Annotated in this window: 15 protein-coding genes and 2 pseudogenes; 4 read left to right on the forward strand and 13 right to left on the reverse strand. The window is 61.8% G+C overall.

Translation table 11 applies throughout. The annotated features are described in order from the left end of the window. Positions 1-74 precede the first annotated feature (74 nt). Positions 75-290, forward strand: a complete 216-nt coding sequence (locus NKI52_RS14345; RefSeq protein ID WP_023674290.1) for a helix-turn-helix domain-containing protein — start codon at positions 75-77, stop codon at positions 288-290. Positions 291-483: 193 nt separating this feature from the next. On the opposite strand, the gene NKI52_RS14350 is transcribed toward NKI52_RS14345, so the two are convergent. The 6 genes and pseudogenes from NKI52_RS14350 to NKI52_RS14375 form a co-directional block, all read right to left on the reverse strand. Further along, on the reverse strand, positions 484-813 hold the full coding sequence (locus tag NKI52_RS14350; RefSeq protein WP_023674291.1) for a DUF736 domain-containing protein: 330 nt from the start codon (positions 811-813) through the stop codon (positions 484-486). A gap of 849 nt (positions 814-1,662) precedes the next feature. After that, positions 1,663-2,598 carry a DUF2493 domain-containing protein gene (locus NKI52_RS14355; protein ID WP_031211117.1) on the reverse strand — a complete coding sequence of 312 codons (936 nt, stop codon included), beginning with the start codon at positions 2,596-2,598 and terminating at the stop codon, positions 1,663-1,665. A 313-nt stretch (positions 2,599-2,911) separates the two neighbouring features. Continuing rightward, positions 2,912-3,958, reverse strand: coding sequence for a DUF7146 domain-containing protein (locus NKI52_RS14360; RefSeq protein WP_023674295.1), 1,047 nt, complete (start codon positions 3,956-3,958; stop codon positions 2,912-2,914). Then, positions 3,958-8,317: pseudogene (locus NKI52_RS14365) on the reverse strand (strawberry notch-like NTP hydrolase domain-containing protein). Before NKI52_RS14365 ends, NKI52_RS14360 begins: the two are co-directional and overlap by 1 nt. A 360-nt stretch (positions 8,318-8,677) precedes the next feature. Further along, positions 8,678-10,798, reverse strand: a complete 2,121-nt coding sequence (locus NKI52_RS14370; protein WP_352698348.1) for a ParB/RepB/Spo0J family partition protein — start codon at positions 10,796-10,798, stop codon at positions 8,678-8,680. A 237-nt stretch (positions 10,799-11,035) separates the two neighbouring features. Continuing rightward, positions 11,036-11,977, reverse strand: coding sequence for an ArdC family protein (locus NKI52_RS14375; protein ID WP_352619985.1), 942 nt, complete (start codon positions 11,975-11,977; stop codon positions 11,036-11,038). A 508-nt stretch (positions 11,978-12,485) separates the two neighbouring features. Between NKI52_RS14375 and NKI52_RS14380 the strand changes: the two genes are divergently transcribed. From NKI52_RS14380 to NKI52_RS14390, 3 genes and pseudogenes are all read left to right on the forward strand, one after another. Beyond that, positions 12,486-12,917, forward strand: coding sequence for an excisionase (locus NKI52_RS14380; protein ID WP_245274605.1), 432 nt, complete (start codon positions 12,486-12,488; stop codon positions 12,915-12,917). Continuing rightward, a complete protein-coding gene (locus tag NKI52_RS14385) occupies positions 12,914-13,975 on the forward strand; it encodes a tyrosine-type recombinase/integrase (protein ID WP_245274606.1) in 1,062 nt (353 codons plus the stop codon). The genes NKI52_RS14380 and NKI52_RS14385 overlap by 4 nt, the downstream gene beginning before the upstream one ends. A 504-nt stretch (positions 13,976-14,479) precedes the next feature. After that, positions 14,480-14,680, forward strand: a pseudogene (locus NKI52_RS14390) (transposase); the annotation flags it as partial. A 751-nt stretch (positions 14,681-15,431) separates the two neighbouring features. On the opposite strand, the gene NKI52_RS14395 reads toward NKI52_RS14390, so the two are convergent. The 7 genes from NKI52_RS14395 to NKI52_RS14425 form a co-directional block, all read right to left on the reverse strand. Then, positions 15,432-16,256: a 3-methyl-2-oxobutanoate hydroxymethyltransferase gene (locus tag NKI52_RS14395; protein ID WP_352619987.1), complete on the reverse strand. Its 825-nt coding sequence runs from the start codon at positions 16,254-16,256 to the stop codon at positions 15,432-15,434. Positions 16,257-16,401: 145 nt separating this feature from the next. After that, positions 16,402-17,181: a TIM barrel protein gene (locus NKI52_RS14400; protein ID WP_023674303.1), complete on the reverse strand. Its 780-nt coding sequence runs from the start codon at positions 17,179-17,181 to the stop codon at positions 16,402-16,404. Between the two features lie 6 nt (positions 17,182-17,187). Further along, complete coding sequence (locus NKI52_RS14405; protein WP_023674304.1) at positions 17,188-17,496, reverse strand: MocE family 2Fe-2S type ferredoxin; 309 nt, start codon at positions 17,494-17,496, stop codon at positions 17,188-17,190. 11 nt (positions 17,497-17,507) lie between these two features. Next, positions 17,508-18,467: a sugar phosphate isomerase/epimerase family protein gene (locus NKI52_RS14410; RefSeq protein ID WP_352698350.1), complete on the reverse strand. Its 960-nt coding sequence runs from the start codon at positions 18,465-18,467 to the stop codon at positions 17,508-17,510. Further along, positions 18,464-19,468 carry a Gfo/Idh/MocA family oxidoreductase gene (locus tag NKI52_RS14415; RefSeq protein WP_031211122.1) on the reverse strand — a complete coding sequence of 335 codons (1,005 nt, stop codon included), beginning with the start codon at positions 19,466-19,468 and terminating at the stop codon, positions 18,464-18,466. Before NKI52_RS14415 ends, NKI52_RS14410 begins: the two co-directional genes overlap by 4 nt. 102 nt (positions 19,469-19,570) lie before the next feature. Then, entirely contained in the window at positions 19,571-20,416 is an 846-nt protein-coding gene (locus NKI52_RS14420; RefSeq protein WP_352457196.1) for an ATP-binding cassette domain-containing protein, read from the reverse strand. Between the two features lie 52 nt (positions 20,417-20,468). Next, positions 20,469-21,491, reverse strand: coding sequence for an ABC transporter permease (locus tag NKI52_RS14425; protein WP_023674309.1), 1,023 nt, complete (start codon positions 21,489-21,491; stop codon positions 20,469-20,471). Between the last annotated feature and the right edge of the window lie 3 nt (positions 21,492-21,494).

The raw sequence follows: 21,494 nt of genomic DNA on the forward strand, positions 1-21,494 counted from the left end.
ATCGAGCACCAATCATAGCGAATAGGAACGATCATTCCTAGAACGATAGTTCCCTTTCTGGTCCCTAATCCGTCATGAATCTCAAGGAGATCATGGCGGCCAACATGCGTCGTCTGCGCCATGACCAGAACGTGACGCAGGAGGAACTGGCCGCCCGCTCTGGACTGAGCATGCGTTACGTCGGATCGATCGAGCGCGCTCGGGTCTCGGCCAGCATCAGTGTTCTTGGGAGGATCGCAACTGCGCTGAATGTGGACCCATGCGAGTTGATCAGAAAATCGGCACCGTGAGTTGACGCGGGAAGCACCGCGAATTTTCGATTATCGGCGAGGCAACATGCAGGAATGAAGTCTCCAGCCGGGAACACGACAGGTAGTCGCCCCAAAGTCCGACGGAGCTCGTTGCGCAGCGACTGCGCTCATCTTGTCGTGAAAAGGAGGACGGCCCCGCCCTGTTCGTCCGGGCGGAGCCTTGGTCGGGGCCTTACTCCGCGTTGCGGCGGCCGTTGGGGCGCGACCAGATGAGGCTGTAGCCTTCGCCTTCCTCATCGTTGAAGAGGTTGGCGTAGATCGGAGCAGTGAAGCTCGGATCGTCCAGCTTCACGCCGAGATAGTCGCGGCCGTCATTGGAGCGCTTGGACCATGCGGCGCCGATCTCGACCCGCCCGACGAAGACACGGTGGCTGGGGGCGCTGTCGCCAGAGCGGTTGGTCTCGGGCACGACGCGGACGTTCTTGGTCTGGAGCGAGAGAGTGACGATTTCGCCGGTGAACTCGTTGTTGCCGGTCCTCTTGAAGGTTCCGATTATCGCCATGAGTTTTCTCCTTGAACTCTGTTTCGAGCCCGCACCATTGCGGCCTCGATGGCGATCGGCGGGCCGGAGGCGATCGACGCCGCATCGCTTGCGACCGCAGCGCCAGCGGAGGATGGCAGCCAAGCGACTTTGTTGTTTGGCGAGGAATGACGGCGCAGCCGGCAGGGGAAGAAAGTCGATCGGCGCCATTGCGGCTTAGGCGATCGAGGCGCAGCCGACCTTCGGCCAGATCAGCCCATTAAAGAGGCCGTTTGGAGCGGCCCACCAGATAGAGACATCAACGGAGAACCTGGCGATACCGTCGCTGGCGAAATCCCGGCTACGACGATCACCGGCGTCGATGCTCCTCTGTACAGGCATCGCGAAGTCGCAAGCTGTTGTCAGCAACGCGCATAAGACACGCACGTGATGGTTCAAGTCACGGCTGACGTGCACCACCGGATATGCGCTATCTTTGGAACGAGACGGCACGCCGTGGTGGATTCGAACTGTGCGTCGCGCGATGCCGAGTCAGCGACGACGCTAACAATGCGACGGCCGAAAAAAGCATCCTGCCCACGCCGGTTGTTCGGTGAGTTCGCCCAGATCCAGGCCCTGTTCGGTTAAACAGGCGTCGTTATTCGCAGCTGTGATGCCAGCTGCGACGCAGCTGAAACGTTGACGGCAAGCGTGACGGCGTCGCGCGCCTTTGCTAGGGCGCGGACTTGAGTATCGCAAAAAGACGGGCGGCGCTGGGAGCCTGAGATCCGGCATCCCGGGCCAAGCACTCCAGCGAGCTGCAAATACAGTACGCGCTGCCCGATCGCGGCCGTATCGTACAATCGAAAAAAGGGTAGGGGCGGGCAGCGCTTACGCGCCGCCTCCCTTGGGGCGGAAGTCGAGGACTGGGATGCCGAGCTTCTTTGCCTTGTCTGCAAGATTGTCCTGAATTCCGGTCCCGGGAAAGACGATGACGCCTATCGGCAGTACCTCCAGCATTGCGTCATTGCGCTTGAACGGGGCGGCTTTGGCATGCTTTGTCCAATCAGGGGCAAAGCCGATTTGGGGTACCTTGCGACGGTCTGCCCAACAGGAGGCGATCTTTTCGCCACCCTTCGGCGATTTCCCATGCATCAAGACCATGTCGGGATGCCTGGCGTGGACCTGGTCGAGCTTGGCCCAGATCAGCTGGTGGTCATTGAAGTCGAGCCCAGCGGTGAAGGCGATTTTCGGGCCAGGTGGCAGAAGGACTTCCTGCGAGGCGCGTTTCTTGGCGCTGAGAAAGTCGCGGCTGTCGATCAGCGCAGAGGTCATGTTGCGGTGGTTGACCATCGATCCGCTGCGCGGTCGCCAACTCGATCCGGTGTGGCGCTCGTAGTGCTCCGCGGCCTGATCACGCATCAGTTCGAAGGCGCTTTGGCGTTCGATCAGCGTCTGCCCTTCGGCCGTCAGGCGTTCCAGCTCGACGGATTTCACTTCGCTGCCGTCCTGCTCACGCTGGCTGCGGCGTTGCGCCTGCTCGTTGTGATCGAGTTCGCGCTCGATCCGATCTGCGGCGCGGTGAAAGATGTTGACGGTCGACCACAGAAGATCGTCGAGATCGGGCTCGAGGCGAGTGTCTTGCAGTGCCACGATGAGGGCGTCGAAGATGTCGGCGATCGCGCCGGCGACGCAGTGGCCCTCTGGAAGCGGTCGAGGATCAGGCTCATCCGCGAAGGGTCGGTAGCCATAGAGCTGGAGTTCTGTGAGGACGAGGTCGATGGGTGAAGACGAGTGCTGTGGTTCGTAGTCGTCATGCTCGCTCATTGGATGCTCCGCCGGTTGGACCGCGACCCTCGCGGCCTTCATGGCGACGGAAGCCGGCGGACGGGACGGACCTGCACCCGCAGCGAAGCGAAGGGCCGGAGTGTCAGCGGAGGAGGGTGAAGGCCGGCTATTTTGCTTCGCGATGGAAAGCGCTCCCTTGGGGAGCGCGCCGGAAAATAGTCGGCCGGAGACATTGCGGGTCCGGGTCGTTTGCTGGCCGATCGCCCTCTCGAAGGCCCGCAGGCGCGGTTCTCTCCGACTTCAGGAGCATCCAAGCGATGCAAGCGACAGCGGACAGGCTGTTCGTTCCGAGTTATTCCGCCACTGCCATGAAACGGGCGATGTCCTGCGGGGCGAGCTGAACACGGACTGCTGCTCGAACGGCATCCACGCCTAGCGTACAGAGATCTTCGTTGAGGTCACCAAGTGCCGGCGAGAGCACGACCGCCTCGATCCCGGCAGCATTCGCTCTTTCGATCAAGGTGTCACGCGCGCCGTTACCGGCTGGATCGGCGTCGCGCACGATGTAGAGCCGTCTCAGCGTGAGGGGGAACAGCATGGCAGCAAGATGGGCGGCCGAAAGTGCCGCTGCCATAGCCATATCGGGCAGGATGCACCGAAGCGACAAGACGGTCTCGATGCCTTCGCCGCCCGCCATGACGTCGCCCGGCAGGCCAAAGCGAACCGCGTGACCGAGAAGATCGCCCATCGCGCGCCTCGGCGTACCGACCGATGCCTTGCCTCTGCCGGAAGGATCAAGCCAGGTGCGATGTGCGCCAGTCAAATGGCCGTCGAGATCGGTGACGGAAGCGATCATCGCCGGCCAGGTCTCAGTCGGCGCGTGTTCGTCGGGCCGGTAGTAGCAGCGCGGGTGAAAACGCAGGCTTTCGGTCCCGTGCAAAGCGGTAATACTGCGGTTGCGCAGATACGCCTCTACGACCGTACCCGCAATCGGCTGCGACATCGTAAACAGCCGACGCGCTGCTTCAGATGATCCGGATGGCGTGTCTACCGATTTCGGCCGGGGAGAAATCTGCTCTGGTTCGGGATGCGGCAAGCCGAGAAACGTCATTGCTTCATTCGCAACGTCCTTGAAGTTGCTGAAGCCGCGGCTTTCGCGGATGACGTCTAGAAGGTCCCCATGCTCGCCAGTCGCCGCATCGGCCCACTTGCCGGCGGCTCCTTTTCCGTTCGCTGACCCGACGAGACGCACGAACATTGAGCGGCCCGGCGTGTTTTGCACATCGCCGACAAGCCAGTAGCGACCCTCGCGATGCCCGTTTGAGAGATAGTAGCGACAAACCGCCTCAGCCTGCTGGCCGAGGCGGTGCGCCAGTTCTGACGCATCGTGGCGGGCCATCACGCATCCTCCCGCGTGTCGATGCGCTGGACTGGATAGCCCTTCAGCAACTTGCCCAGAATTGCGGGTCCAGATGCGTCGGCGGGCACGAACATGCGCAGCTTCCAGGAGATGATCTCTCGGAAGAGGCCGTAAGCCGAAAGACGGTCACGCATTGTGTCGTTGAAGCCCGTCAGCTCGATTCGGCTGACGCCCATGAGGCGGCTGCGCCGAAGCTGCAGACCATCGGCGAGGTCGAGGATCGTTCGACCGCCCAGTAGCGCAACGAAAGCATCACTGGCTGTGATCGAAGGCGAGCTTGTTGCCAGTGCGCCTGCGATCCATGCTGGCGGGACCTGACGACCGATGATGCGCTCGCCATCGTCAGTCTGGAGCCGGTACACACGTGAGAATTCCCTGGGCAGACGCTTCCAGATCGGCAGCAGCATGCCGGCAACGACATGGATAGTGCTGTCCGTGAATTCGGGCACGTCAGCCGTCTCGACACTCCAGGCGTCAGCGAATGCAGCCTGCTCAGCCTCAACCCAGTGGCTCTCCGCCATCATCTTCAATGAGGCCTGATGGTGCTCCATCGGCCGGATCAGCCGGACGCGCCATTCGATCTCGCCATTGTCGAGCATCAGCTCTGGCGCTGGCACCTGTACGGCGGCGCGGCCGGATCGGTTGTTGACCAGGAGCTTCGCGCGGGGATCGTGAAGCTGAGCAAGGGCATCGGCAAGTGAAACGGGTCGATTGCGCTTGCGCTGGGCGATGGTCAGCAGTCGCGTTTCCGCACCGGTGGCGGCATGGACATGGATGACGCGTCGCTCGGTGACGACGAAGCTCTCCGCACGCAGTGTTTCCAAGCCGATGTCGTAGGCACAGGAGGCGATGGCGCCCTCGATTTTCGCATTTAGCAATTGCTCGAAGGCCGTAAACAGAACGGTTTGAAGCGCGATGGTGAGCGCCAGCAGCCGATTGAGGAAGGTCGTGATCGGCGGCAGCTCGTCCTTGATGCCGGTGGAGTCCGTCAGCGTGAGGCCGGTCGCCTCCTCGAACATCTGGAGTGAGCAGCCGTCCACCTTGTCGCGAACCAGCAGCAGGTAAAGCTGCCGCAGCGCGTCGCGGGCATAGTGCGACTCCAGATTGTCCTCAGGGCGAAATAGGCCCTGGCCGCCGGTCTGGCGCTGGCCGCGCGTAATGGCGCCCAATGTGTCGAGCCGCCGGGCTATCGTCGAGAGAAAGCGCTTCTCAGCCTTCACATCGGTCGCAACCGGCCGGAACAGCGGCGGCTGCGCCTGGTTCGTGCGGTTGGTGCGCCCCAAGCCCTGGATGGCGGCATCGGCCCTCCAGCCCGGCTCAAGCAGATAGTGAACTCGAAGGCGGCGGTTCTTCGCAGTGAGATCAGCGTGATAGCTGCGGCCAGTGCCACCGGCGTCGGAAAACACCAATATGCGCTTACAGTCATCCATGAATGCCTGTGCCTCGGCGAGATTGGCCGATCCGGCGCGGTTTTCGACGACAAGGCGATCGATGCCTCGAGTGCTGGTCTTGCGAACGACGCGGCGCGACCGGCCTGTCACTTCCGCTACGAGGTCGGTGCCGAAGCGCTGTACGATCTGATCGAGTGCCCCCGGGACGGGGGCCAGTGAAGCGAGTTGCTCGATAAGGCGATCGCGGCGGGCGACCGCTTCGCGGCTCTCGACGGGCTGGCCGTCGCGATAGACCGGACGTGACGACAAATTGCCTTCGCTGTCGGTGAACGGCTCGTAGAGTTGCACGGGGAAGGAAATGCTGCAGATACGAGAGGACATATTCGCGCGGCGTGATGTCGACGCGAACGTCGTTCCATTCCTCGGTTGGAATTTCCGCGAGGCGCCGTTCCATCAGTGCCTCGCCGGTCGAGACGATCTGGATGACGGCGGCATGGCCTTGATGGAGATCGCGCTCGATCGAGCGTATCAGGGTCGGCGTCTTCATGCCGGTGAGCAAATGCCCGAAGAAGCGCTGTTTCGTGCTCTCGAATGCCGAACGTGCAGCCGACTTTGCCTGACGGTTCAGTGTCCCGGTCTCGCCTGTGACGTTGGCGGCCCGCATTGCGGCGTCGAGATTGTTATGAATGACGCTGAACGCTCCGGCATAGGCGTCGTAGATGCGGGTCTGCTCGGAGGTAAGCTGGTGCTCGACCAGCTCGTATTCGACACCATCGTACGAGAGCGATCGTGCCGTATAGAGACCGAGTGCGCGAAGGTCTCGAGCCAGCACTTCCATGGCGGCAACGCCGCCGGCCTCGATCGTCTCAACGAATTCGGCCCTGGTCGCGAAGGGCAAATCCTCACCACCCCATAGGCCCAAACGCTGCGCGTAAGCGAGGTTGTGGACGGTGGTTGCGCCCGTCGCCGAGACGTAGACGACACGGGCGTTCGGCAGGGCGTTTTGGAGGCGGAGCCCGGCGCGTCCCTGCTGTGAGGCGGCGACGTCGCCGCGTTCTCCCTTGCCGCCTGCGGCGTTCTGCATGGCGTGGCTCTCGTCGAAAATGATCACTCCGTCGAAGTCGGTGCCCAACCATTCGACGATCTGCCGCACGCGCGAGACCTTCTCACCGCGTTCGTCGGAGCGCAGCGTGGCGTAGGTGGTGAATAGGACCCCTTGATCGAGGCGGATGGCCTTGCCCTGCGGGAACCGCGACAGCGGCGTGACCAGCAGGCGCTCCATGCCGAGAGCAGACCAGTCGCGCTGGGCGTCTTCGATCAGCTTGTCGGATTTGGAGATCCACACCGCCTTGCGGCGGCCCTGCATCCAACTATCCAGGATGATGCCGGCCGACTGGCGGCCCTTGCCGGCGCCCGTCCCGTCGCCGAGCATGAAGCCCCGGCGGAATCGCACGGCGTGCGCAGCATCGTCGCGCGCGGCAGAGACAAGATCGAAGGTGTCGTCCACCGTCCAGGAACTGGCGAGGAACTCCGAATGGGCCTCGCCGGCATAGATGACTGTTTCTAGCTGCGCGTCGGACAAGACGCCGTCGCTGACAACCTTGGTAGGAAGAATCGGCCGGTAGCTCGGCTTCGGCGGAGCAACGGATGCCATCGCCGCCGATTGAACCAGCTTGGTCGGATGCGGATGGGCGCCCGGAATGCGGATCGCCTGCAACCCGTATTCCTCATAGATGCCATCGGTGATGTGCCTACTTTCGGCAGGCCTCCAGTCCAAAGTCTCGTAAGCAAGCTCGGCGCCTTCCGCCTCGGCGAGGCTGCGCACCGGAGAGGAAGCCGCGGATCTGGCGAGATCACCGCGCACGGTGCGCGCTGTGGGCCCCAGTGCCTTGACGACGGGCGCAAAAGCCGAAGCGCTGACCGGCAGCCGTGCGGGAACGTGCTCGCCAATCCAAGCGATCAGTGTGGCGACATCGGGCGCCGTGCCGGCTGATGCTGGAAAGGTGCCTGGATTGTCGGCCGGCAGTTTGTCGATGACGGTCAGCCGGGTCTCGACGGTGGTGCCATGCCTGGCGTAGACGGCGCCGTCGATTGCGGCGGTGAACACCACGCGACCGCGCTCCTGGAGCCTGACGAAGGACTCGCGCCAGATGGGCAGCTCTGGGGAAAAATTTGCGCCAGTGATTGCGACAAGCCGCCCGCCCTCGGCGAGCCGGGCCAGCGCAGAGGCGACGTGACGATAGGCAGCGTCGGACACGCGACCCGAGACATTGGCCAGAACCGAGAACGGCGGGTTCATCAGCACGACGCTCGGCACAATGCCGGGATCGAGATAATCATCGATCTGCGCTGCGTCGAAGCGGGTGACGGGGATACCCGGAAAGAGCAATGAGAGAAGCCCGGCGCGGGCTTCGGCCAGTTCGTTGAGCAGCAACGTGCTGCCGCTGATCTCGGCCAGAATAGCAAGTAACCCGGTGCCGGCGGAGGGCTCAAGCACGCGGTCGGCAGCCGTGATTGCCGCGGCAGTCACGACCGCCAGACCGAGCGGAATGGGGGTGCTGAACTGCTGAAGCGCTTCGGTCTCTTCGGAGCGACGCGTGTGAGTTGGGAACAGGCCGGCGATCTTGCCCAGCATCGGAAGTGCGGCGGCCGGAGAACCGGCTTTGCGGAAAAGCGACTTTCCGTATTTGCGCAGGAACAGCACCGTCGCGACTTCGCAAGCGTCATAGGCTGATTTCCAGTCCCATGCGCCGGACGCATCGGAGGCACCGAAGGCAGCTACCATGGCGGAGCGAAGGTGCGAGGCGTCGACGCGCTGACCGCGTTCGAGATGGGGCAGAAGAAACTGCGCCGCGCTGTGGATGGCGGCAGCTGGTTCGACAGCCGGGGATGAGACAAGCGGAAGCGGCACTGCCGGAGCGGCAGTCTTCGAAGAAACATCAAGCATGGAGAAAACCTCGAGGAGAGCGGAACGGGATGAACCGGGCGGCCTCTCTCTCGACCAATCCGGCTCAAATCCGCCCTGGCCGGCCTCTCCCCTCTGGACTGCGGTCTTGCCGATAACGATCCTTCTTCGATCCGGGCGCTGCGCCGCTACCCGCCGTCAGCCCAATGATGACAGCGGCAACGCGGTTGGCAGCCCGGGGGCGATATCTTGGCACGCAGTGGGGACGGCGAGGCAGCAGCCGCCGAGCGAGAAGGACGCGGCAGAAGCGGCCAATTGGCTTTGCCCGTGGGTGAGAAACTGAGCATCCGGTAGGGGTAGGAAAGGGCGCGGAGCGGCCGAAGCCGCTCCGCGCGAGGCGATCTATTCAGCGGCCATGTGCGGTTCGCTGTCTTCAATCTGCGCATCGTCGTCTGAGAGGAATTCGGGCAGCTCTTCCCCATACGCGTCGGCGCCGGCGCCGCTATCAGCGCCAGCACTGTCGTCGGGGTCGACCAGGCGCAGCGGCTCGGGCAGCCAACCACTATCGGTCAGCAAGCGCTCGGCTTCCTTCGCCATTTCCCCCTTTTTCAGGTGCTCGATCAGCTGCGCGGCCTGTTCGCCCCTCGCCTCCCGCACCGCCTCGAGAATGCGAGACTTGATGATGCGGCCGAGATAGTTTTCGACTGTCGGTGTCCAGCCGGCGTCGACCATATCGAGACCGACCGCGCGTGCCAGTCGATCAGCTTGCGCGATCCGCTGCCGAACGCCGTGTGCCGAGATATCGCCGCCATAGCGGTCGGCTTTCTCGTGGAGCGCGTTCACGCCGTAGCTGACGCAATGGGCGAGCAACGCCGCCCGGCTGGTCTCATCCAGTGAGGCGATCCAGTCCCAAAGTGCATCGTCCTCGGTCGGCAGGTCCGATTTCCAGGCCTCATGGCGTTCGGCCACCGATTTCGCCGCGGGGCTGTCCTTCAGGTCACCTGCCTGCAGAGGGAAGAAGACATGACGGATCGAGGCCTCCAGGCACCCGTTCGTGGTGCGGTGCTGGAACGTGTCAGTGACCAGCTTGTGCAAGAGCGCTGTCATGGCGACATGAGGGTTGCCGGCAACCGCATCGCGCAACGCCAGTGTCCGGTGTGCGGTCAACTCTGTCACCAGTCGGTCCGGCAGGGGCTTGACCGCATCGTCCCCGTCTTCCTCGCACTCGACTGCCTGGCCGCCAATGGTGACAACGGCACGGTGCACCGACGAGCTGTCGGCAGCCCCGGACCCGCCGTCCCTTTTCGATTCATTCGCGCCGTCAAATGACATCGGCGGCACGTCCTCAGGCCGGAGAAAGCCGCGGTCGACCGAGCGCGCGCCGTCGGCGTCGATGCTGACGAACGCGCCGGCGATGGCGATGTCGGCCGGATCGAACTGCTTTGGGCGCTTGTCGAAATTGGCGAGCGCGGTCTCGATTTCACCGAGTCGCTGATCGACGTCTTCGGGCAGCTCGTCAGCACCCTCATATTCGGTTTCAAGCTTGGCATGCTCGGCGTAGAGGGCATCGATGGTAGCCTGCTCCTCGGCAGAGAGATCGAGCGGATCACTCTGCAGCTGATACAGCCCACGCGTTGCGTCGTAGGGGAAGCTGACAGCGACCTCGACCCACTTCCAACCCTCGGCTGCAACTTCCTGGGCAACCGCCTTTAGCTTCTCGGCGACCAGGCGGTCCAGCAGCGCTGCATCCTGCAGCCAGCCGCCGTCATCCGACTGGAACAGGTCGTGCATGACGATACCACCCGCGGCCTCATAGGCGTCGATCCCCACGAAGACGGCGCGCTTGTCGGAGGCGCGCACCGTCGTTTCGGTCAGCATGCGCCGGATTTGATAGGGCTCTTTCGACCAGGCATCCCTGATTGCCTCCCAGATATGCTCCTGGCGAGCGCGGTCTTCAGAGACCGTGAAAGCCATGAGTTGCTCCAGCGTCATCCCGTCATCGGCATACACATCGAGCAGCACTGGGGAGACAGAAGCCAGCCTAAGCCGTTGCTTAACGACGTTGACCGGCACGAAGAAGGCTGCGGCAATCTCCTCCTCGCTCATGCCTTTTTGGCGCATGTCCTGGAAGGCGCGAAACTGATCGAGCGGGTGCAGCGGCGCTCGCTCAATGTTCTCGGCGAGCGACACCTCCTCGGCAACGATCGCGCTGTGACGGGCGCGCACGACACAGGGCACGAGGGCGGTCTTGGCGAGGCGCTTTTGCTTCACCAGCAGCTCAAGCGCGCGGAAGCGCCGGCCTCCGGCAGGTACCTCAAACATGCCAGTCTCGTTGCCGTCGCTGTCGACGACGGACAAGACGCTGAGGCTCTGGATCAAGCCGCGGCGGGCGATCGAGGCCGCAAGATCCTCGATCGAGACGCCGACCTTGACGCGCCGGACATTGGACTGGGAGAGCACCAGCTTGTTGAAGGGAATGTCGCGCGAGGACGACAGGGTGATCTTCTGAACGGCAGTAGCCATCGGGATGTACTCCGCGACGGGCGGCCGAGAGCCTCTCTCTCGACCTCCAAACCCGTCATGAGAATTCCGTCACTCCTCGCCCTCTGATGTGCTCTGCAGCCAAGCGACACTTGTCGCGGAGCAGCCGGTCGGTCCTGGCGCTCTGCAACGACTTCGCCGCAGCGGGGTCCGGCATCCAGGCAGACTTCGGTCATGAACGCATCCGCAGGAAGACGCCGAACTGGAAGCGGGCGGCCATTACGCTGCCTCCCGCCGATCGTCGTCAGCGGCGACTTTGTCGGGCAAGAACCCCAAGAGATAATCCGCAGCCCTGCTTGCCAGAGAGGCGGCGCGAACGATCGCACGGTTATCCTCGCGCAGCACCTCCAGCCACGAGCCGATATAGTCGGCGTGACGCACGGTCGGCGTGATGCCCAGCGAGGCGCAGCAGAAAGCCGCACTTATCTCGGCAACCAGCTCTTCGAAGGCATACTTCTTGGTGCCGAAGGAACCAGACAAATCCCGGTTGAGGCGTGAGGCATGACCGGTGGCGTGCCCGAGTTCATGCAGGGCGGTCCGGTGCCAATTGATCGGCTCGAAGTAGGCTTGGGGTGGCGGGACCCGCACATAATCGTGGGCCGGAGCGTAGAAGGCGCGGCTGCCACCAACCCGGAAATCGATCCCCGTCTGCTTGATCAGCCTCTCGACCTTGGGCTCGATCAGGCCGAGTAGGGGCGGGGGCGTGGCCATTGCAACACCGTCGGGCAGCCCGTCGCACTGCGCGGCGTTGAACACCGTGAAGCGTTTGAGGAATGGGATCGAACGGGCTTGCTCGCCGGTTTCGCGGGCGCGTTTTTTCTCGTCGTCGGGCACGAACCGATCGGCGTAGACGACCGTCGTTCCATGCTCACCCTTGCGGACGCTGCCGCCAAGCGCGAGCGCCTGGCGGAAGGTCAGCCAGCTCTGTCCTGAAAAACCCTGCTCGATCACCGAACCCCAGAGGATCAGGATATTGATTCCAGAGTATCGCCGGTCGGTGGCGGCGTTCTTCGGCATGGCGAGCGGCGCCTTCGCAGCCGCCATTCCCCATGGCTGAACCCAGGGCAGCCGACCGGCCTCCAGCTCGCCGATGATCTTGTTGGTGATATCGTCATATACGCTGGCCCGGGTCGGGGCAGCCTGGTGCTGATGCTTGGTCATTGCGAGTCTCCGCGCCGGGCGCCGGGAGCCTCTCTCCCAGTCTTCAACCCGTCAGTGCGCCAAGCGCGGCCCTCTAACTCTATGGACTCGAACGAAGATTGCGGTTGCTGACCAACTCCGAGGTGAAAGACACCGTTCGAAACCGCAGCGTGAGGCGATCAGCAGAACCCACTAAAGCCGGGCGCGCGGGAGTAGGCCCAAGAGACCCGGCAGTGAGTCCATGGAAACGGAAGCCGCACAGATAGCCGAAGCCAGTCAGGAGCGGTTTCACCGGCCACGGAAGTGGGGAGCCAGCCGAAAGGCTCGTGGAGTGCGCGTCAGCGCAACCGTTCCGATTAGCAGGTCAAAGGAGCATCTTTGCCGCAGGCGCTCCAGTCGGCGCTTTTCGCAGCCGTATATTCAGAGAAAAGATCGTGCGGCAGGGCATCCGGAATGGCGAGACAGAAAAGTGTGCTCAATGCGACCCGCGATCCGTCTGTTTCCGAGCGAAACTATCGGACCATAGAGATTGGCTGAGGGCTCCGTTTTGAAAATCCCCGAACAATTCGACGAGACCGCGCCCCTGCGCGTCGCGATTGCAGCACGAATTGCCTTTCCCGATGGCTCGATGTGCGCAGCAGGCCTACGCAAGGAACGTGACGCCGGCCGACTTGAAACCGAGCTAATCGCAGGAAAGGAGTACGTCACCTTGCTGGCGATCACCAGAATGAGGGAACTATGCCGCGGGCGTCGAAAGGGCCACGCCTCGTCTGGCGCGGCGAAAGCTGGAAAAAGGACGGAACACTCCGAAACAAAGCTGGATGGTTTATCCGCGATCGAACAACGTTCATCAGCGCTGGCAGCGGCGAAAAAGGCCATCCAGGACCTGAAGCTGAAAAGGCGCTCGCGGTCTACATCGCCGGCAAGTACCATCGAGCGCGCGGTGCCGAAGATGTCTTGATAGCCGATGTCGTCAGCGTCTACCTGAGAGAGGTTGCACCGAAGCATGCCGCGCCGGAAGAGACGGCGGCTCGGCTGGACAACATCCTCGATTTCTTCGGTGAAAAGACGCTCGCCGCTATCAACGGCAAGCTTTGCCGCGACTACGTCGCGTTCTGTCCCACCGAAGCCGTTGCGCGCCGCCAACTCGAGGATCTTCGTGCGGCCATCAACTACTACCGCAGGGAAGGCCACACGACTGCCGCACCGACGATTGTCCTGCCTGACAAGGCCGGTGCGCGCGAGCGCTGGTTGACGCGCAGTGAGGCGGCCGCCCTTATCTGGGCCGCGTGGCGTATGAAGCAGAAATGGAAGGGCCAGGAGAGCGACCGGCGTACCGGGCGACACCTCGCCCGCTTCATGCTTGTCGCGCTTTATACAGGAACGCGCTCTGCCGCAGTTTGCGGTGCCGCCATCCGTCCCACCAAAGGGCGTGGTTATGTGGACCTCGACCGCGGCATCTTTTACCGCCGCGCCGATAGCGCAAAGAAGACCAAAAAACGCCAGCCGCCTGTGCGCTTGCCGGACAGGCTGTTGGCGCATCTCCGCCGCTGGGCGTGCACAGATCTCGATATCAGGACCAAGGCGCGCGGCAAGAGCGCAAATATTGGTCGCAAGATATCGCAAGACTTTGTGGTGGAGTGGAATGGAAAGCCGGTGGGGTCGGTCAAGAAGAGCTTTAGGAGAGCTCGCGACGCTGCCGGCCTCGGTCCCGACGTCACTTCGCACACGCTTCGCCACACCGCTGCGACCTGGCTGATGCGGGCCGGCGCCGACATGTGGCAGGCCGCGGGCTTTCTCGGCATCACCGTGGATGTTCTGATCGATACTTATGGTCACCATCATCCCGACTTCCAGGCAGACGCCGCCGAGAAGATCGCCAAGAAGCACGTCGCCGCCAAGGCGACGAAAACCTCGCTCAGGATAGGTGGCGATGAAAACGTGAACTTGGCCCGATCGCACCACAGGTTCCCCACACAAAGCCCGAAAGGAAATGCAATCATTGCGGAGCGAGCGTGACGAAGGAACCCGGGAACCTGCGGCTTTGCCTGGTAGCGCACATCGTTCGGGACGATGGGGTCGCAGGTTCAAATCCTGAGCGCGCTCAGGTCCCTCCTGTCTGAGCGACCACGGGGCGAGCGGTTGAGCGAACAACAGAACCGCTTGTGAACGCGCCGTGTCAGATCGAGCTTTAGACCCAAGGCTTTTCTGTAACGAACGCTGGCTATCGACCTGAACGTTACCTTGGTGGCGATCGATGGTGTGATATCACTTCGGAACATACCCTAAAATGACCGCTTTGCGCCGTATGCACGAACCCGCTTCGCGGGAGGGTCGCCTGGTTCTGAGGTGACGCGTATTCATAGGCCTTGAGCAGGTAAAGCCTGCGATTTGACCATGGAGTTCCCTTCAACGAGAGGAACTTGCCACGGCTACCTTGTCGACCGATGCTCCGATCACGCCGCTTCGCAGCGCATGCAGCAAGACATGCTGATGCGGGCTTGGGACCCCATAGGCAGCAGGATGCCGGGCGGCGGCATCGCGCCGGACGGATCACGCTGGATATCGTCGCGGCCGGCCTTCGTTCTTCCAGTCAGAGTACTGGCCAACCTGTTCCGCCGTCTGTTCCTGACCCGGCTGGTCGCGCTGCACGACGCCGGTCGGCTCGCCTTCTTCGGATCGGCGGCGCACCTGGCCGACCATCAGGCCTTCCTGCGTCATCTGAAGCGCCGGTCAACAGGATGCTATGTGCACGTTGCCGTGGCGCCGGTCGTCACGCACACCATTCCCGTCGGAAGCAACGCTACAGGCTCTGCGACCTGGCCCGGAAGCCGCTTCCACGACATGCCCAATGCGGGGTTCGCGACAAGCGCTGGCACCCCCGAGGCACAAATCCCCATAGGCAATCGTCCGCGGCCCGCGGGTTCCTGCATGAGAGACTTTCGTACGCCTGAGGCCACCAGAAACGCTTCACCAAGTCAGTCATTGCTGCGGACTTCGCCATCGCCGAAAAGCGGACATTGCCGAGGACTACGCTGCAGGTCGAGGTTGCTCCATCTCCTGCTATTCACAGCTCTCGATGATCTAAGCTAACCGGACGCGGTCTGGCCGTCTCTCAATGACGGGCTGGAAAGCGTGTCAGCTTGTTTTGCTTGGTTCTTTCGATTTAGGATACAATTTCGGAAGCAATTCTGCATTTCCTTGAAGGACCTAAAGCCGAGGCGCGGTGCGAGGCGGGATAAGGTTGTCGGGGACACTCCGCATCGGCGCGCGATCGCGGCGGCATTCTCGAAAGCCACGTAGTCCGGCTGCGCAAACATCACCCGGGCGACAGTTTCCAACTTCGTGGGAAGTACGAGCTCCTTTTTCGCAATCAGCATTTTGAGTTCGGCGAGCGTTGGCACCGGACTGTCGCGAGATACGACTTGTCTACCGCCCGCTCGTGAGGAATCAGATAGCCCCACACGCATGGTTCTCACTGTTTGGCTGCTTGCATGAACATGTCGAACTCGGCATCCCCAATCGGAACAGTATGCTCGTCACCGGGATACCTACCGGAATCGACGTCTGCCTTGTATTCCCTGAAGGCGACAAGGCGCTCGTCCTGGATCTTCTGCAGTTCAGGGCCAAGGTGTCGGTAAACCTTTCCGTGTCGCGGCGTGTGGTTCTTGCCGTAACCACACACATCTTCCGTGAAGAGGTACTGCGCATCCGCATACTTGCCAGCGCCCATGCCAAGCATGACAAGCGATGAGTTTTCAGCCAAGAATTTCGCGACCCGATCGGGCACGACTTCCAGTTCCGCTCCGAAGACGCCGATCTCCGCAAGTTTCTGGGTGTGTCGCCAGAGGCGCATCGCTTCGTCCGCGGTCTTGCCGACTGCGCGCCAGCCCGTCCAGGTGATGTATGACGGGATTAAGCCGATATGGCCAACGACAGGGATGTAGTTGTCGCAAAGTGCCTTCTGGATGTCGTAAGACGCCGCACAATAAAAGGCGTCACCACCAATGCCAGCGAAGTGGAAGGCTGCACGCAGATAATCCTCTGCTGTCGCCAGCGGGCGGCCAGCAAAGCTGCCCCAGCTGCCATATGGCAGGCCGACCTGTACGAAACAGTCGCCCGCTGCCTGCCGCATTTCCGAATCGAAAAATCGACCCTCGATGGAAAGCATATGAATGCCTGCTGCGGCAGCGGCAGCTGCCTCGTCGGGCGTGCTGACGAAGAGCATGGAGATTTTCTGTCCATTCTTCTTCATCTTTCGGATGTCCTCGACATGAGGACGGTTGTGATACATGCCCATAATCAGCCTCCGCTGCAGTTCAGGCGACCTTGAAAATGAGTCTGCGAGCGGTGTTCGGATCGGAAAGCATAGTCGGATAGCTTGCCGCGCTTGATCATAACGCCCAAACCCGCATCGCACCTATGATGACCGTTCCCGGCATAGCTCACACCGTAAAAGCCCGCCGAAAAGCGTCCAACGCCGCTTCCGGATCGTTTTGGGCAAACGCCTCCAAACCCACCGGCCCGCGGTATCCCATGTCGAATAGAGCTCTCGCGATGTACCGCCAGTTCATCTCGCCCGTTCCCGGCTCGCGACGACCCGGGTTGTCAGCCACCTGCACCTCGCCGATGAACGGCAGGCACTTCTCGCACCAGCGCACAATATCGCCCTCGCCGATTTGAGTGTGATAGAGGTCGAGATTGATACGCAATTGCGGTCTGTTGATCGACGACACCAATGCCAGCACTGCTGCCGTCGAGCCGAATGGGCAGCCGGGGTGGTCAAGCCGGTTCAGATTCTCGAGCGTGAAGGTTACATCTTCGGCCTCGGCCATGTCACAGATGCGGTTTAACGTGTCCCGCGCCTTGAGCCACATCGGGCCAGTCTCGACGTCAGTTTTTACAATAGGAATGCCGCCCTCGCCGAGACCGGTGCCATGCAGGTTCAACCGAGCAACTCCGAGGCGCTTTCCGACCTTCGCGGTCTCGAGCGCCGATTTTAAGAGAATGTCGGCCCCCTCATCATCGGCGAGCCTTCCGTCGAGATAGCCGTTCATGATTGTGAAAGTCGCGCCCGTCTTCTCGAGCTCCTCGAGGTCATGGTCCGGCCAATTCCACAATCCGATGCCGAAACCCATCTCATGCAAGCGCGCGACGCGCCAAGCAATTGGGCGATCAAGCCAAAGCATCTCGGCGCAGGCGGCCAGCTGGAAGGGTTGGCCCATGATGGCTCAAGCCTCGATCATGACGCGGCCATTCTCGACCTTCGTCTTGTAAGTCTTGAGGTTCTCGCAGGCCGGTGGCGTCTCTACTTCGCCGGTCGTGAAGTCGAAAACGGAAGCGTGCTTGGGGCATTCCACCGTATTGGCCATGACGAGGCCGTCAGCGAGGTGAATCTTCTCGTGCGTGCAAAGCCCGTCTGTGCAGTAGTATTCATTCGCGTCGTTGCGGAAAATCGCGAAGGTGCGGCCGCCATGATCGAAGCGTTTGGCTTCTTCGGCTTCTATTTCGTTGGCGGCACAGGCGTTGATCCAGGGCATGGTGTCTTCCTTCAGATGGCTTGCGGTTTGAAGTCGGCAGGGGCGGACGGCATGACGCCTTGGAGTAGCGCAACGGACTTTTCGAGCCCGTCGAGCGAGTTCAAAAGGACATCCTCATGCTCGATCGAGAGCCAACCATCGTAGCCAGCCATCTTCAGGCGATAGCAGAATTGCCGCCACCACTCCTCGCCGTGGCCGAAGCCCAGCGTGATGTAGCTCCAGGATCGCGCCGGAATATTCATCAGGCTGCCGTTTTCCAATAGAGAGGTCGTCGCCTGCACCGGGCCGTTCAGCATCGTATCCTTGGCATGAACGTGGTAGACCGCCTCGCCCAACGACTGAGCCGCCGCCAGGGGATCAGCGCCCATCCAAAAGAGGTGCGAGGGATCTAGGTTGGCGCCTACGACCGGGCCGACCGCCTGCCGCAATTTCAAGAGCGAGGGCACGTTGTAGACGCACTGGTTGCCGTGGAGTTCCAGCGCAATGCGCTCCACGCCATTCTCCTGAGCCAGCGCCACGATGTCGGTCCAGAACGGGATTATCTTCTCTTCCCATTGATATTTCAGGATGGTCTGCGTTTCCGGGGGCCACGACGAGACGACCCAGTTAGGCATGGCGTCGGAAGCTTTGCCGCCAGGAAGGCCACTCATGGTGCACACGGTCCGGATGCCCATTTCCCCGGCCACGCGAATCGTATCTTTCAACCCCTGACCCTGGGCTGGGTCGGTTGGATGCAGCGGATTGCCGTTTGCATTGAGGCTGATGATTTCCAACCCGCGCTCCTCAAACGCATTGATGAAGCGCTTCTGGCCTTCCTTATCGCCCAGTAGGGACGAGAGCGGGAAATGCGGTGCGGTGGACCAGCCGCAGGTGTTCACCTCGACGCCATCGACGCCCATGCGCTTGGCATGGTCCAGCATCGTCTCGAAGGGAAGGTCGCCTAGACTGTCGGAAACGAAACCCAATTTCATGCATAAAACTCCGGCTTTTCGATCATTTGCACGGACACGTTGCGCCCTTCGTTCAGCGCCTTCACGCCCGCCTCGGCAACGGTGGCAGCGCAGTAGCCGTCCCAGCAATCGGCGGCGGTGCCGGGGAACTCGCCGGTAGTTACGAAACGAAGGAAGTCGCGATTCTGCCTGCGGTAGGCGTCGGCGTAGCGGGTCCGCCAGTCTGCATCGTAGCCCGTGCTCTGGGCGAGCGCCGAATCTAAGCGGGTGTAGGAGACATTGTTCATCGCCACAGCACCCTGCTCGCCAATAAGCTCGGCGCGCACGTCGTAGCCATATGCGGCATTGTTGTTGATCTCGATGTTGACGAGTTGGCCGTCAACTGTCTGGAGCACCATGAAGACTGGCGCGACAAGTGCATCGGAGCGCTTCGGCTGGAAGGCCGAGATTGAAGCGTATTCAGTGTCGAGTACGTAGCGCACCACGTCGAATTCGTGCGGGGCGGAATTGGTGATGGCCATGGCGCCGGTGAAATCGGCCGCTGGCGTTTCAACGTTGCGGTGGAAATTGTGCATCATCAGCGGCCGTCCAAGCCGGCCACCTGATAGAGCACGTTTCATTTCCTGGTAGGAGCGGTCGTAGCGGCGCATGAAGCCGATCTGGACGAACTTCGCACCCGCCTTCTGTTCAGCCTCCATCACTGCGACACATTGGGCGGACGATGGAGAAAGAGGCTTTTCGCACAGCACGCGTTTGCCGGCCGCGATACAAGCCTGCGACAACGGCGCATGCGTGAAATCGGGGCTCGCGATGATCACCGCATCCACGTCGTGCCGTGCGATGACGCCTTCGGGGTTGGTGGAGATGTCGGAGGCGCCAAGGGCATTGGCGACCGCTCGGGCACGCGCCTCGTCCCTGTCGCACACCAGCTGGAGCGTGGCGCCGGGGAGGTCCTCGGCGACTATTTTAGCATGGTCTGCGCCCATTAGGCCGGCGCCAATCACGGCAATGCGGGTTGTCATGTATTCTTCTGCCTTTTTTCTGAGTTAACGGCCGCCGACCCTGGCAATCCTAAGGCGTCGGTTGATGTGGAGGCGGCGGATGCCGCGCTTGCTGAGGGAAGCCTATCGACTCGTTCGCTCCTCAACTACTTCCAGAGGCGGCGGATGGCCTTCGTGCTCATCCATATAATTTTCGATCTCGGCTTCGAGGTCGGCCATGGTCTCGCCGCCGGCCATCAGGTCGGTGATCTCCTCTCGTGTCTTTTCGTGCTTGCGGAAATCCGCGGCGATGGCACCGCGGATGAGCACGGCGAAATGGTCGCCCACAGCCATCGCGTGCATCACCTGGTGGGTAATGAAGATGACCGCGAGTCCGCGGCGCTTGGCTTCGTTGACGATGCGAAGCACGTGTGCCGCCTGCTTGACGCCGAGCGCCGCGGTTGGCTCATCGAGGATGAGGACGCGGGCCCCGAAATGAACGGCGCGTGCAATAGCCAGGGACTGACGTTCGCCGCCCGACAGGCCGCCGACCAGCCGGTCGCCATCGTCGATGCGCGTGATGCCGAAATCTTGCACCGCTTTGACCGCGATTTCGTTGGCGCGCTTACGGTCGTAGAACTTGAACGGGCCCCAGCCCTTCGTTGGCTCCAATCCCACGAAGAAAGACCGGCCTATGCTCATTAGCGGGAAAGTGCCCCCGAATTGGTGCACCGTGGCAATGCCGCGCTCTTGCGCATCACTTGGCCCGTTGAAGCTAATCGGCTGGCCGTCCATCAAGATTTGGCCGCTGGTGGGCATGAAGACGCCCGCTAGCGTCTTGATCAGGGTGGATTTGCCGGCACCGTTATCGCCCAACAGGCACAACACCTCACCTTGGCGCACTTCCAATGAAATGTCGTGCAGCACGTCGATCGCGCCGAAGGACTTGTTGATGTTCTTCAGTTCGAGAATGGCAGGTTTGTCGCTCATGACGCGTTCAGCCCTTTTTCGCGGGATTGGCCTTCAATTTCATAAACTTCTCTCAGTGCTTGGCGGCACCTCCGGCGGGCTTCGCGCCCCTCCGGGGTCTGTACGACAGGGCTAACTCGCGGAAGGACTGGTTCATCAGCACAGCCACCAGGAGCATCACACCGATGATCAAGTTCGACCAGTTGCGGTCAATCTGGGTAAAATAGATTCCCTGACTCACAATGGCGAACGTGACTGTACCGACGAAGATGCCGATCACCGAGCCGAAGCCGCCGGTGAGAAGCACGCCGCCCACCACCACAGACACGATCGCATTGAAGATGAAGCTCATTCCGCCGGAGACTTGGGCCGAATTGAACTGGATGGCTTGGCACATACCGACGAATGTGGCGCTGACGGCGGACAGCACGAACAGCGCGATGGTCATGCGGCCCGTCGGAATGCCTGCATTGCGGGCGCTTATGCGGTCGCCGCCCATGGCGAATAGCCAGTTGCCGTATCGAGTCTGATGCACGACGAAGCCGACGATCACAGCGATAATTATCCACCAGACTATGATGACCTGGTGGCTGCCGCCGATCAGTTGGCCGAACAGAAATTTGGCCCAGCCTGGCGCGGTGACCGCCACGCTGGCATTGCCGGTCAACAACACCGAGGCGCTGAGCACCACGCCCTGCATGGCGACCAGCGTGCCGAGCGTAATGATAAGCGAGGGCACGGAAGTGCGGACGGTCAGCAGGCCGTTGACGAGGCCGACCATCACGCCAACCGCGAGCGCGCCCACGATGCCGACCATCATGGGCATGCCGTAATAGCCGGTGAGGATGGCGGTGGTCATTGAGCCCGCTGGGATCAACGCACCGATGGAGATATCGAGTTCACCCGAGATCATCAGGAGGCCGAGAGGAATGGCGACAATGCCGAGATTGGCGGCGAAGTTGACCCAGCTGGCCGCACCGACGAGGGTCCGAAGGTCGACACCGCCAAAAATGACGAAGAACAGTACGACACCGACCAGGCTGAGGATCGAGCCCGCATCGGGGCGGCGCAGAAAAGCCTTGATTGCATCAGTCATGGC

This window comes from Mesorhizobium sp. M0590 (assembly GCF_040320905.1).
Taxonomy (GTDB): Bacteria; Pseudomonadota; Alphaproteobacteria; order Rhizobiales; family Rhizobiaceae; genus Mesorhizobium.

Excerpts from the sequence above, each read along its gene's own strand:
- NKI52_RS14345 (WP_023674290.1), top strand. The coding sequence starts at position 75 with ATGAATCTCAAGGAGATCATGGCGGCCAACATGCGTCGTCTGCGCCAT.
- NKI52_RS14350 (WP_023674291.1), bottom strand. The coding sequence starts at position 813 with ATGGCGATAATCGGAACCTTCAAGAGGACCGGCAACAACGAGTTCACC.
- NKI52_RS14355 (WP_031211117.1), bottom strand. The coding sequence starts at position 2,598 with ATGAGCGAGCATGACGACTACGAACCACAGCACTCGTCTTCACCCATC.
- NKI52_RS14360 (WP_023674295.1), bottom strand. The coding sequence starts at position 3,958 with ATGGCCCGCCACGATGCGTCAGAACTGGCGCACCGCCTCGGCCAGCAG.
- NKI52_RS14370 (WP_352698348.1), bottom strand. The coding sequence starts at position 10,798 with ATGGCTACTGCCGTTCAGAAGATCACCCTGTCGTCCTCGCGCGACATT.
- NKI52_RS14375 (WP_352619985.1), bottom strand. The coding sequence starts at position 11,977 with ATGACCAAGCATCAGCACCAGGCTGCCCCGACCCGGGCCAGCGTATAT.
- NKI52_RS14395 (WP_352619987.1), bottom strand. The coding sequence starts at position 16,256 with ATGGGCATGTATCACAACCGTCCTCATGTCGAGGACATCCGAAAGATG.
- NKI52_RS14400 (WP_023674303.1), bottom strand. The coding sequence starts at position 17,181 with ATGGGCCAACCCTTCCAGCTGGCCGCCTGCGCCGAGATGCTTTGGCTT.
- NKI52_RS14405 (WP_023674304.1), bottom strand. The coding sequence starts at position 17,496 with ATGCCCTGGATCAACGCCTGTGCCGCCAACGAAATAGAAGCCGAAGAA.
- NKI52_RS14410 (WP_352698350.1), bottom strand. The coding sequence starts at position 18,467 with ATGAAATTGGGTTTCGTTTCCGACAGTCTAGGCGACCTTCCCTTCGAG.
- NKI52_RS14415 (WP_031211122.1), bottom strand. The coding sequence starts at position 19,468 with ATGACAACCCGCATTGCCGTGATTGGCGCCGGCCTAATGGGCGCAGAC.
- NKI52_RS14420 (WP_352457196.1), bottom strand. The coding sequence starts at position 20,416 with ATGAGCGACAAACCTGCCATTCTCGAACTGAAGAACATCAACAAGTCC.
- NKI52_RS14425 (WP_023674309.1), bottom strand. The coding sequence starts at position 21,491 with ATGACTGATGCAATCAAGGCTTTTCTGCGCCGCCCCGATGCGGGCTCG.